13 protein-coding genes are annotated in these 12015 nt (G+C 66.7%); 3 read left to right on the forward strand and 10 right to left on the reverse strand.

The features are described 5' to 3' along the window. Window positions 1-29 precede the first annotated feature (29 nt). Window positions 30-1076, forward strand: coding sequence for a nucleoside recognition protein (locus IEY28_RS07480; protein WP_188995980.1), 1047 nt, complete (start codon window positions 30-32; stop codon window positions 1074-1076). Here IEY28_RS07480 and IEY28_RS07485 read toward each other — a convergent pair. Together IEY28_RS07485 and IEY28_RS07490 are read right to left on the reverse strand one after the other, a co-directional pair. Continuing rightward, window positions 1073-1807, reverse strand: a complete 735-nt coding sequence (locus tag IEY28_RS07485) for a GNAT family N-acetyltransferase (protein ID WP_188995982.1) — start codon at window positions 1805-1807, stop codon at window positions 1073-1075. The genes IEY28_RS07480 and IEY28_RS07485 overlap by 4 nt on opposite strands. 60 nt (window positions 1808-1867) lie before the next feature. Continuing rightward, on the reverse strand, window positions 1868-2761 hold the full coding sequence (locus IEY28_RS07490; RefSeq protein WP_188995984.1) for a CBS domain-containing protein: 894 nt from the start codon (window positions 2759-2761) through the stop codon (window positions 1868-1870). Window positions 2762-2836: 75 nt separating this feature from the next. Between IEY28_RS07490 and IEY28_RS07495 the strand changes: the two genes are divergently transcribed. Next, a complete protein-coding gene (locus IEY28_RS07495) occupies window positions 2837-3802 on the forward strand; it encodes a lamin tail domain-containing protein (protein ID WP_188995986.1) in 966 nt (321 codons plus the stop codon). Between the two features lie 30 nt (window positions 3803-3832). Here the strand turns inward: IEY28_RS07495 and IEY28_RS07500 are convergent, their stop codons facing one another. Then, window positions 3833-4051: a hypothetical protein gene (locus tag IEY28_RS07500; RefSeq protein ID WP_188995988.1), complete on the reverse strand. Its 219-nt coding sequence runs from the start codon at window positions 4049-4051 to the stop codon at window positions 3833-3835. A 162-nt stretch (window positions 4052-4213) separates the two neighbouring features. Between IEY28_RS07500 and IEY28_RS07505 the strand changes: the two genes are divergently transcribed. Then, window positions 4214-5269 carry a molybdopterin-dependent oxidoreductase gene (locus IEY28_RS07505; protein ID WP_188995990.1) on the forward strand — a complete coding sequence of 352 codons (1056 nt, stop codon included), beginning with the start codon at window positions 4214-4216 and terminating at the stop codon, window positions 5267-5269. On the opposite strand, the gene IEY28_RS07510 is transcribed toward IEY28_RS07505, so the two are convergent. The 7 genes from IEY28_RS07510 to IEY28_RS07540 form a co-directional block, all read right to left on the reverse strand. After that, window positions 5266-5880 (reverse strand): HAD family hydrolase, encoded by a 615-nt coding sequence (locus tag IEY28_RS07510; RefSeq protein ID WP_188995992.1) that lies wholly within the window; start codon window positions 5878-5880, stop codon window positions 5266-5268. The genes IEY28_RS07505 and IEY28_RS07510 overlap by 4 nt on opposite strands. Beyond that, window positions 5877-6293 (reverse strand): RNA-binding domain-containing protein, encoded by a 417-nt coding sequence (locus IEY28_RS07515; protein WP_188995994.1) that lies wholly within the window; start codon window positions 6291-6293, stop codon window positions 5877-5879. The genes IEY28_RS07510 and IEY28_RS07515 overlap by 4 nt, the downstream gene beginning before the upstream one ends. After that, window positions 6290-6853 (reverse strand): AAA family ATPase, encoded by a 564-nt coding sequence (locus IEY28_RS07520; protein ID WP_188995996.1) that lies wholly within the window; start codon window positions 6851-6853, stop codon window positions 6290-6292. The genes IEY28_RS07515 and IEY28_RS07520 overlap by 4 nt, the downstream gene beginning before the upstream one ends. Window positions 6854-7143: 290 nt before the next feature. Next, complete coding sequence (locus tag IEY28_RS07525; protein ID WP_188995998.1) at window positions 7144-7986, reverse strand: polyprenyl synthetase family protein; 843 nt, start codon at window positions 7984-7986, stop codon at window positions 7144-7146. Window positions 7987-8908: 922 nt separating this feature from the next. After that, window positions 8909-9862 (reverse strand): electron transfer flavoprotein subunit alpha/FixB family protein, encoded by a 954-nt coding sequence (locus tag IEY28_RS07530; RefSeq protein ID WP_188996000.1) that lies wholly within the window; start codon window positions 9860-9862, stop codon window positions 8909-8911. After that, window positions 9862-10653, reverse strand: a complete 792-nt coding sequence (locus tag IEY28_RS07535) for an electron transfer flavoprotein subunit beta/FixA family protein (RefSeq protein ID WP_188996002.1) — start codon at window positions 10651-10653, stop codon at window positions 9862-9864. Before IEY28_RS07535 ends, IEY28_RS07530 begins: the two co-directional genes overlap by 1 nt. A 71-nt stretch (window positions 10654-10724) precedes the next feature. Beyond that, window positions 10725-11879: a helix-turn-helix transcriptional regulator gene (locus IEY28_RS07540; protein ID WP_188996004.1), complete on the reverse strand. Its 1155-nt coding sequence runs from the start codon at window positions 11877-11879 to the stop codon at window positions 10725-10727. Between the last annotated feature and the right edge of the window lie 136 nt (window positions 11880-12015).

Consider the following 12015-nt stretch of genomic DNA (forward strand, 5'->3'; position numbering starts at 1 on the left):
CTTTGCCACCTTCGACCCGATTGCCACCCGTGCTGTCGCTCGTCGCCGACCTGCTGACACACCCGGCCGCGGGCCTGTTGGCCGACGTCGCAGAGCGAGTGGTGCGCATCACCGTCTTCCTCTCGCTGGGCGTGTTCCTCGCGAACCTCGCGGTGGCGTTCGGCCTCGTCGACAAGATAGCGACCGTCTCCCAGTACCTGACGGAACCGGCCAACCTCCCGGACGAGGTGGGGACGGCCATCCTGACCACGACGGCCTCGCCGACCGCCGGGTACGGCATGCTCGCGGACTTCCGGGAGTCCGGTGTGCTGGACGACCGGGCGACGCTGGTCGCGGTGACGATAAACACGTTCTTCGGATTCGCCCAGCACATCGTCACGTTCTACGTACCCATCCTGATTCCGATTCTCGGCGCGCGAGTCGGCGTCCTCTACGTGACGACGCGCGGCCTCGTGGCGCTGGCCATCACGCTGACCGGCATCGCGGCGGGGGCGCTCCTGCTGGACGAGTCGAACGTCGACGCGGCCGGGGTCCCTGCCGACCACGAGGCGAGTCCGGACGGCGGGCGGGACGTCGACGACGCGGCGGACGGCCCGAAGACTCGCGAGGCGAAGGTCCGCGAGGCCTACGGTGAGACGGTCGCGAAGGTCAGGGACATCCTGCCGCGACTGGCCGCCATCTACGTCGTCGTCTCCCTGCTCGTGGCCTACTCCGAGGAACTGCTCGCGCTGTTCGGAGCGGGCGGGGCGAGCGTCGTCGGTGCCGCCAGCGACCTGACCGGACTGCTCGGCCTGCCGGGCGCGGCGGTGCCCGTCGTCGCGGCCTTCGCCCTCGATACGACGTCGGGGGCCGTCGTCATCGCACCGCTGATCGAAAACGGGACCTTCACCGCTCGAACGGCCGTGGCGACGATGCTCGTCGGCGGCATCGTCTCCTTCGCCGTCTCGACGTTCAAGCGCTCTATCCCGTTCCAGTACGGCATCTGGGGCCGGGAGTTCGGCTCGAAGGTCATCGCCGTCAACACGGGGCTGAAAATCGTCTGGATCGCGCTCGCGCTGGTCCTCTTGCTGGCCTAGTCGAACGTGTAGGCCATCATCACTTCGTCCACTTCCTCGTCGCCGACGGTGTAGTGGTTCCGGCGGATGCCCTCGGTGTGCCAGCCGTGGGCTTCGAGGAACGAGAGCGCGTTCTCGGAGACGGCCGGGACGCTGTTGTACAGTTTCCGGTAGCCGTTGGCCCGCGCCCACTCCATTCCACGCTCCATGAGTTGGCTGCCGATGCCGTGGTCGCGGTGGTCCTCGACGACGCCGACGGTCAACTGGGCCGTCTCCCGGAGTTTGTCCAGTTGCGGCAGGTCGAGGTGACACCAGCCGACCACCTCGTCGTCGACGGTGGCGACGAAGAACACGCGGGACTGGACGGTGTTGTGCCGGGTGACGGCGTCTTCGTACAGCAACTGCTCGGCGACGCTCTCGGCGACGACGTAGGTGCTCTCGGCGGAGACGTCGCGGATGGCCTCGACCAGTCCCTCGAAGTCGTCCGGTTGGGCGGGTCGGATCACGTAGCTGATACCGTCGTTCTGGTGCGTTTCGACGGAGCCGACGTCCAGCGCCAGCGCCAGCGTCCCGCCGTCGTCTTTCAGGTACCCCTTCGAGAGCAGGTGTTCTAGCGCCTCGTCGAACGTCTCGCTGTCCAACTCGGTCGCCGTCCGCGCCCGGTGCCGGGCCGCCGTCCCGTGTCGCTCGACGTACTGATACACCGTTCTGGCCGCACTCGTCTCGAACGTCGGCCGTTCGAATGCCTCCATACGTATGACACGTACCGGCGCGTGCTTAACGATTGCTACCAGTTAACACGACACGCACACTCACCCGGTCTCTGGGATGGGGTCCGAGATGACGACGGCGTCGCCTTCCACGACGCAGTCGCCGTCGGCGTCGTCGACGGCCGTCGCGAGTCGGAAGCGGTTCGCCTGCAACTGCTCGACCACCTCGCAGTGGGCCGTGACCCGCTCGCCGATGTCGACGGGGCCGCGGTAGCTGAGTTCCTGCGAGAGGTAGATTGTCATGCCCGGAAGGCGGGCGAGGGCGGCGCTGATGATGCCGGAGACGAGCGTCCCGTGGACGATGCGGCGGCCGAACCGACCCGCTTCGGCGAACGCGTCGTCGAGGTGGAGGCGGTTGGTGTCGCCGCTGACCTCCGCGAACCGCTCGACGTCTACCTCCGAGAGGGTCTTCGAGAAGCGGACGTGGTCGCCGACGTCGATGCCGTCGGCGGTGCCGTAGCTCTCGAACTCCCAGTCGTCGTTCTCGTACAGCGTGTCCGGCCGGGTGAACCGTCTGCGCTCCGGCTTCACCTCTCGCGACGGTTTCGGGTGTGCGAGGTGTGGGACGTACCGGGAGATGTCCGTCGTCGTGACGATGCCGACGAGTTCGCCGTCCTCGACGACGGGGAGTTTCTTGACACCGTGTGTGCGGAGGCGTTCGACCGCCGCCTCGATGTCGGCGTCGGGGCCGATGGTGACCAGCGCGGTTGCCATCACGTCGCCGACGGTCAGCGCGCGGGTGTCACCCTCCTCGGCGGTGACGGCGACGACATCGCTCTCGGTGATGATGCCGACGCAGTCGCCGTCTCGCTCGACGACGAGCGAGCCGATACCTTCGTCACGCAGGCGTCGCGCGGCTTCCACGACGGACTTGTCCGGGTCGATAGTCCGTGCCGGTGACTGCATGACCTCCCTGACGGGCAGTGGGACGAGCATCGTTCGAGACCTCTCAGTGCAGGACCATAAACTCCGCCCGGCAGACTTGTGGTCGTGGCACGCGTCGCTCCGACGATGCGACGAGTCCCGTCCGGTGTCGTGGTCGCGTTGCTGGTCGTCCTCGCCGGGTGTACTGGGTTCGGTGTGCCTGCGGACTCCGCGAGGACTCCCGATTCGACCGCCGTGGGCGTCCCGAACGCCGGGCCACTCCCCGAGACGACGACCGACGTGTCGGTCACCGCCGTCGTCGACGGCGACACCATCCGCATCGAGTACGCCAACGGAACCAGAGACACCGTGCGGTTGGTCGGCGTCGACACGCCAGAGGTCACCGCCGAGAACGACCCCCCGGAGTTCGAGGGCGTGCCCGACACCGAGGCCGGGGCCAGTTGCCTCCGCGATGCGGGCGTCGCCGCCTCGAACTTCGCGAAAGAGCGCCTGCTGGGCGAGACGGTCGGTCTCGCGTTCGACCCCGACACCGACAGGCGGGGGTACTACGACCGACTGCTAGCGTACGTCGTCGTCGACGACCGACTGTTCAACTACCGTCTCGTCGCCACCGGTCGCGCCCGCGTCTACGACGAGAGTCCCTTCTCCCGGAAAGACCGCTTCCTCGCGGCCGAATCAGCCGCTCGCGAGGCCCGGAGCGGTCTCTGGGGCTGTGTCGACCCCGCCGCCGTCGACCGGACGACGCCGACGGTCACCGCGAGTGAGTCGGGACTGGCCGTCACCGATATCCACGCCGACGCCGACGGCAACGACAACGAGAACCTGAACGACGAGTACGTCGTCCTCGCGAACCGCGGCGACGCCCCGCTGTCCCTCACGGGATGGACCGTCGCGGACGAGGCCGGCCACGTCTACACCTTCCGGAACTACACGCTCGGGGCCGGGGAGAACGTCACCATCCACACGGGGAGCGGCACCGACACCCGGCGCGACCGCTACTGGGACCGGACGGGTGCGGTCTGGAACAACGGCGGCGACACCGTCGTCGTCCGTGACGCCGACGGCCGCGTCGTCCTCGAACGGTCGTACTGAAAGAGCCCGGTCTCGTGGCTGTGCGTCTCGCTACTGCCCGGGGCGTCTCGTCGCCAGCGGCGACGTCGGCCGGTCCGTGACGCCGCCGACCAGCGTCCCGGCCATCGCGGCGAACAGCGCCGCGAGGGTGAGGAACGCCGCGGCGAACGCGGCGGTCACGAGCGGGGTCGACCCCGCGATATCGGCCGCTACCAGCGTCATCAGGGCGAGTACGTGCCCGCCGAGCAGTCGTGTTTGCAGTGTCTTCATCGTGGATCTAGTTCGGCGCTGAAGGCGGTTAAGCCGCGCGAGACCCCTGTCTACGGGGCACACAGTCACACAGTCGCAGTAAGAGGCCCCTTCCCGCCGTCCCCACTCGCCGACGGCGGTACCGACCGGCAATATAAGCGCGTCGAGGGCCAACACGGGTGTATGGACGTCCGCCGGTACGCCCCGTCGCCGCGAGCGGTCGACTGGGGGCTGTTCGCTTCCGTCGCCGTCCTGCTGACGACGGGCGTGGCGACGATGTTCACCGGCACCCCGAGCACGGCGTGGGTCGTCGACCTCCACGCTATCGCGGGGGTCGTCCTCGTCTGCCTGCTCCCGGTGAAACTGTGGCGGGTCCGCCGGCGGGTCGCGCCCGACCGCCTGACGGGGCGACGGCTCTTCTCGCTCCTGCTGGCCGTCGACGCGGCGGCGGCGCTCGCGACCGGCGTCTGGTGGATATTCGGCGGGTCGCTCGATCTGGGACCGTGGGGGCTGTTTCACCTCCACGTCGGTCTCGGTCTCCTCGTCCCGCCGCTCCTGCTCGCACACCTGCGCTATCGCTTCCACTCGCCGTCGAGCGTGACGCGCCGCGGGCGGCGCGACGCCATCCGCTACGCCGGCCTCGTGACGGCGGGCGCGCTGGTCTGGCGGCTCCAGGGGCAGGTCAACGACGCGCTCGATACGGCGGGCGCCGACCGGCGCTACACCGGGTCCCGCGAGGAGGGGTCCGACGCGGGTAACCGGTTCCCGGTGACCAGTTGGGTCGCCGACGACCCGGACCCCGTCGACGCTGGCGACTGGCGACTGACGGTGACGGGCCGGGTCGAGAGCGAGCGGACGTACACGCTCGACGACGTTCCGACCGGCACGAGCGAGGACGCGGTTCTGGACTGTACGAGCGGGTGGTACTCCGGCCACGAGTGGCGGGGCGTCGGCGTCGGTGCCCTGCTGGACGCGGCCGACGTCGACGACGCCGCGAGGTGGGTGCAGTTCCGCTCGGTGACTGGCTACCGCTGGAGCCTCCCACTCGAAGCGGCCCGCGGCGCCCTGCTTGCGACGCACGTGGACGGCGAGCGGCTCTCGCACGGCCACGGCTTCCCGCTCCGACTCGTCGCGCCGGGGCGCCGGGGGTTCCAGTGGGTGAAGTGGGTCGAGGAGGTTCGGGTGACCCGCCGGCGGGAACTCGGCGAGTGGCTGGCGATATTCGTCAGCGGACTCTAGAGCAGCGCCCCGATGGTCGCCCAGAGGTCCGGCCCCTCCGCCTCGTAGTGGATGGGGACGAACCCGGCGGCTCGCCCGCCCTCTACGTCGGCTTCGTACTCGTCGCCGACCATGACGTACTCGTCGGCGGGCAGGCGCTCACGCAGGAGGTCGAACGGGGCCGCATCGGGCTTGTGCGCGCCGGCCTCGTAGGAGGCGACGACGACGTCGAACAGGTCGGTCAGGTCGTGGTGATCGAGTTTCCCGACCTGCCACTCGCGGACGCCGTTCGTGATGACGGCGAGTTCGTTGTCCTCGGCGAGGCCTTCGAGACTGCTCCGAGCGGCGTCGGGGACCTCGGTCGCCGCGTAGTCGTTCTCGCGCAGTGTCTCGGCCATCGCGTCGGGGTCGGCGTCGACGCCCGCCTCCGCGACGACGGCGGCCATCGCCGTTCGGTGAGGGTCCGGTTCGAGCGCGTCGAAGGCGCGCTGGTAGGCCGACCGCCCGACGGCTTCGAGGCCATCGTCGAGGGCGATACCGTGGGCGGCGAAGGTCGATTCCACCACCTCGCCGTACGGTCGCGTATAGTGGACCAGCGTCCCGTCGAGGTCGAAACAGAGGGCTGTCGTCATCCCTGATCGACGGGCCGACCGTCCTCCGTCGGCGGCGCGACGTAGTCGATGTAGCTTTCGGCGTCCGGTTCACGGACGGTCACCTCGACGTGGATGTCGCCCAGTTCCGAGGGGTCGCCGACGGCGAAGTTGACCCGTCCCTCGAAGGCCGCCTGTTTCTTCAGGTCGAAGGCGAAGGTCTCCCCCGAGAGCGAGTCGAAAAAGACCGAGCGCGCTGTGTCGAGAATCTCCGCGCGGTGGAGTTCCTCGGAGAACCCCTCCATCGTGTGTACCTCCGCGACGAGTTCGCCCTCGCGGTGGTCGGGATCGGCCTCGGGGAACAGATTCCGAATCGCGTCGGCCACGCGGTCGGTCACCTCGGTGTCGTTGACCGGTGCGGTGATGCGGACGTCGACGCTGTACACTGCGCTCACGACTGGATCGCCTCCGGACCCTCCCGCAGCAGTGTGCGTACTTTCCGCTGGAAGGCCGCCAGCGACTCGGTGTTGTCGAGTTCGAGGTCGGCCATCTCCATGGCCTCGCCCATGCCAAAGCCCAGTTCGCGTTCGTCCCGGTCTTCGAGGGACTCGCCGCCGTCCTCGCGGCCGGCGTCACGGCCGCGCAGGTCCAGTCGCTCCGCGCGCAGTTCGAAGGGAGCGTCCACCTTCACGAGCAAGAAGTCCCCGCCGAAGGCGTCGCGGAACGCCTCGACTTCCACGTCCGAGCGGATGCCGTCGACGAGAACGGTGTCGCCGTCGGTGCGTTCGCGTTCGATGACCGGCAGCGACCGCTCGGCGATGGCGCCCGGCCCGTTCTCCTCGCGCAGGGCCGTCGCGACGTCGCCGTGGTGGGTCGCGGGGTCTAGCCCTCGGTCGCGGCACTCCTCGCGGATGACGTCGCCCATCGTCACGACCGGCACCCCCATGTCGGCGGCGACGTTGGCCGCCTCGCTCTTCCCACTGCCGGGTAGTCCGACGATACCGATGACTGTCATTGCCCTCGATTTGTCGACAGCGGGCTAAAGACCTGCTGTTCTCGGTGTCGTCGCTTGCTGGTTCGTGGGACCGCTGCGACCAGCACTGCCAGCAACCCCCCGAGCGCGCCGTTCGCTCGCGTGCGTCGTCGTGGTCCGGGAGTACGACGCACTCTCCTCAGCACGACGATCGCCGATTTTCGGCGACGACGAGACGCGGGACAGGCTCCCGGGGCTTTCTGGCTCTCGGGAGTATCAAGCGACGCGCTGCCAGCCGCTGTCTCGAAGCGGTAGTCGTCGGGTACTGCTACTCACCGCTCGCGGACGACGACGAACTCCGCTAGGTCGCGCAGGTATTCCATCGACTGGGAGTCCGGGGCGTTCACTGTCGAGAGGGCGTCAAGCGCCGCGTCGGACTCCGCGCGGGCACGGTCGTTTGCCTCCTCGGTGGTCAGTTCGGTCACCTCGACCAGCGACGGGCGCTCCATCTCGGCGTCGTGGCCCGTTGGTTTGCCCAGCGTCTCGGCGTCGGCGGTGGCGTCTAAGACGTCGTCACGCATTTGGAAGGCCACGCCGACTCGTTCGGCGTACTCGCCCACCGCCTCGACGGTGTAGCCGTCGGCGTCGGCGGCGATAGCGCCCAGTTCCGCAGCGGCCCGAAACAGCGCGCCCGTCTTACGGCGGGCCAGTTGCATGTACTCCTCCTCGTTCGTGGGCTGGGCGACCAGTTCCGTCGCCTCGCCCTCGCCGAGTTCGACCATCGCCTCTGAGACGGTCTGCATCGCCCGTCCGTCGGCCGAAAAGAGGGCGAACGCTTCCCCCAGCAGGCCGTCTGAGGAGATGATGGCCGGGCCGTGGCCGAACTCCGCCCACGCCGCCGGGGTCCCGCGGCGCAACTCGGACTCGTCGATGATGTCGTCGATGACCAGCGAGGCGTTGTGGACGAGTTCGATGCCGACGGCGAAGTCGACGGCGTCGGCCGGTTCCCCACCCAGTGCCTCGCAGACGAGCACCGTCACTGTCGGTCGAACGCGTTTCCCACCCGAGAGCGCGACGTGACGGACCTCGTCGGCGAGTTCTTCTGGCTCGATGCCGTCCAGAACCGCTTCCAGTCGCTCCTCGACGCGGTCACGACGCCGCTCGAGATACTCCATTATGTACCAGTTAGAACCACCCGGAAAAGTACCTGACGACCCGCTTCCGGTGTCGTGTTCGCAGTACCCGCCCAGCGTCGACCTTGGACGGCCGTCTGCGGTCGATCTCGTCCGGGCGGCCCTCAAACACCGGGGCCGTCGAGAGCGACCGACTACAATCAGTAGCAATCCGGAAGCAACTCTTCGATCTGAGATAAGTACTCAGACTCTCGAAATATAGTCAGAAGAAATACAGCATTTCACATTTCATGACAATTCATGAACACCAGTATGCTTCGCATGTTACTTGGAAAGAAAGAATCTAACCCAGGGCTTCAATTAACCTATTCAGCTGTTATCGCGTTCGCTCTTGGGTTTGGATACTCTTTGAACAGCTTCGGTACAAGCTCCTTCGCTCCCCGAGGAGGGCCGGTGCCCCCAACAGTTACGACAATACTTGCGATCTCGTTAGCAGCGGGAGTAGCGTACTTTCACGGAGGTCTCCTTACCGGACTGGTAGGCTCGGTTATGGCCTTCTTCTCGACAGCAATAGTTGATGTCTCCCAATACTCAGGCTACACACTTTTAGAACGATTTCGATTCTTGTCACAATTGCTATTTCTCATTTTCTCGTGGGGCGTCTTGTTCGGTTGTCTTGGCTTTGTTGTTGGAGTTGTACTTAGATCGGTGAGAACCCGCCAGTAATCGAAACGGAGTGGGCGTTCGAGTAGGCGAACTATCTGAGAGGACCGCGCTCTCTCCAGTATGTCCCTACGCGTCATCGATCACGGCAGACCGTTCTGGCGTTCCACACTCGACTGGGCAGTTGTCTCGCTCGCTCGATTGACGTGACTGCTGTGTGCTGGGTTCGATGACGACCTCGGCGATAGGCTGCTAACAGCAAGAAACCCACCGACGAGACTCTGTCGAGACGCCCGAATCGCTACCCACCGAACTCTTCGATGAGTGCGGGCACGACGTCGAACAGGTCGTCCTGGATGCCGTAGTCGGCGATGTCGAAGATGGGCGCGTTGGGGTCGGTGTTGATGGCGACGATGGTATCGCTGCCTTTCATGCCGGCGACGTGCTGGACCGCTCCGGAGATGCCGATGGCGATGTACACGTCGGGCGTGACGACCGACCCTGACTGGCCGACCTGCCGGTCTTTTTCCAGCCAGTTGTTGTCGATGAGCGGTCGGGAGGCAGACACCGTCGCATCAAGCGTCTCTGCGAGGTCGAATATCATGTCGAGGTTCTCCTCCTCTTCGATACCGCGGCCCACCGAGACGAGGACGTCGGCGTCCGTGATGTCCACGTCGCCGCCGCCGACCTCTTCGAATCCGGTGACCGTCGACCTGACCGCCGACTCGTCGATGTCGGCGTCGAACGATTCGACGGTGGCGTCGCCGCTCCCCTCGGCGACCGGCCACTCGGCGGGCCGGACCGTCACCGCCGCGCGGTCGGCGTGGACGTCGATGGTCGTCTCGACTTTCGACCCGTACAGCTCACGGGTCGCGGTGAGTTCGTCGTCGTAGCCGAGATCGACCACGTCCGTCACCAGCGGCCAGTCCAGTCTGCTCGCGACCGCGGGCGCGTAGTCGAGGCCGTTGACGCTGTTCGGCATGACGAGCAGGTCGGGGTCGACGGCCTCGACCAGTTGGGTCACGACCTGTGTGTACACGTCGTGGTTGAACTCCTCGCCCTCGTCGACGGTGTGTATCGCGTCGACGCCCACGCGGTTCAGTCGCTCGGCGAACGCCTCGACGTCGCCACCGATGACGGCGGTGTGCAGTTCGCCGCCGGTCGCGTCGGCCAGTTCGCGGCCCGCGGTCAGCAGTTCCAGACTCACGTCGCGCAGTTCGCCCCGGCGGTGTTCCGCGACGGTGAGGACCGTCATCAGCTACCCACCCCCTTCTCACGGAGCAGACCAGCCAACTCGCTGGCCGTCTCCTCGGCACTGCCCTCGAACACCGTCGCCTCGCTCTCGCTCTCGGGTTCGTAGAGGTCCGTCTGCTCCAGCGAGCTCTCGACGTCCGCCGGCGTCAGGTCGAGGTCCGAGAGGGAGTACTCGGCCAGTTCCTTGCTCTGGGCCTGTCGGATGCCCCGAAGGCTGGCGTACCGTGGCTCGTTGATGCCGGTCTGTATCGTCAACACCGCGGGCAGTTCCACGTCGGTCAGTTCCTCGACGCTGCCCTCCAGTTCGCGGTGGACGTGTGCGATCCCCGCCTCCCGGTCGAGGTCGAGAGCGTTGACGACGGCCCCCCACTCGAAGCCGAGGTGTTCGGCGAGCGTGACGCCGGTCGCACCGAACCCGTCGTCGGCCGACTGCACGCCGGTGAGCACGAGGTCGGGGTCCTCCTCGGCGGCGACGGCGGCGATAAGCCGCGCCTTCGTCTCGGGGTCTAGCAGTCCCGCGTCGGCGAGTGCGTCGTCCCAGACCCGAATCGCGCGGTCCGCACCCTTCGCCAGCGCCTGCCGAATCGTGTCCTCGGTGTCTGCATCACCGATAGTCACGGCCACGACTTCGACGTCGTCGCCGGCCTCCTGTATCTGGACGGCCGCCTCGACGGCGTAGTCGTCCCACTCGTTGAGGTCGTACGTGACGTACCGGTCGTCGATACCGAGTCCGTCTATCTCGAACTCGTCGTCGACGTGGGCCACCTCCTTCACCGTGACAAGGATTTTCATACCACGCAGTGGGGTCGGACAGCGAATAAACGTTTCCGAACCAGAAACCACTACGGTGGGGTTTACGACGACTACTCGTCTATCTCGGTGACGTCCTCGTCGGGGAAGGAGATGAGGTTCTCCCGGCCGATGCGGAGTTTGTCGATGCGGTCGTCCTCGTCCATCGCCGAGAGCAACTGCGACACTTTCGCGTTCGACCACCCCGTCTCCTTGACGATGCGGGCCTGCTTCATCCGGCCCCCGTTCTGTTCGAGGAGGCGCTCGACGCGCTCCTCGTCGCTCAACAGGGTGACGTCGACCTCCGCTTCGTCTGCCTCGTCGACCGCCGCCTCGTCGGCCGACCCGTTCGTGGACGCCCCGGTAGCGACCTCGGCGTCGGGCCCCCCAGTATCGCCGCCTGTCGTGTTCGTCGCTCCGGCCGCCGGCACGTCGTCGTCGTCGTCGCGGTTCATGTACCCGACGGCCACGACGAGTCCGATGACCAGCATGAGGACGGCCCCTATCCACAGCGGCGGGTCGCCGAGTAACTCACCGTTCGGCGTCTCCTCGGATCCCGGAGCCGACGTCTCCTGGTCACCCGTGTAGACGATTTCGAGGTAGCCTGGTTCGAACGTTCGGGGGCCGACGAACCGGAGTTCGCCGTTCTGGACACCCATCGTCGGGGGTGAACTCTGGACGCCGTAGCCCGTCGGCGCCGAGATGACGAGCGTCTGGTTCGCGGTGAGGCTGTCGAACCACGTGCCACTGGGCGTGTCGAACGCGTCGTCGATGATAAGGCGGTCGTCTTCGACCGTCGCGAAGTTGCGCCAGGTGAACTCGAGTACGAGCGTCCCGCTGTCCGCGTTGACGACGTAGTCCCGGTTCATCCCGGTGATGTTCATCTCGCGGCCCGTCGCCGCCGTCGCGGCCTCGTTGGCCTCTCGGAACGCCGTTTCCCACCCCGTTTCGGCCTCACCGTCGACGTACCGTTTGGCGAGTTCTTCGAATGCCTCCGTGTCGTTCCGGTCTTCGAGCGCGTACGTGTCGGTAATCGTCCAGCGCGCGTCACCGTTCGACTGTAACTGGAGGTAGAACGTCGTGTTCTCGGTGACCGGCGTCGGCGTCTCGGTCGGCGACGTCTGGGCGACAGCGACGCCGTCCGACAGGGCCGGTGTCGCCACGGCTGACGCCGTCGCCAGCACCGCGACGAGGACGATGAGGAGGGCGGCAGATATCCGCGAGGACATTTCCACTCGTGGATGCTCAGTCCGTCGGCAAAACCCTTTCCATCCGCGAATAAAACGTCAGCTCCCTTTTTGAAAGGTTTCGCGCCTTCTCTGCCGTCTATCCTCGCTATGGCAATAGGGGGATTTTTGTACTCTC

This window comes from Haloarcula pellucida (assembly GCF_014647235.1).
GTDB classification, from domain to species: domain Archaea; phylum Halobacteriota; class Halobacteria; order Halobacteriales; family Haloarculaceae; genus Haloarcula; species Haloarcula pellucida.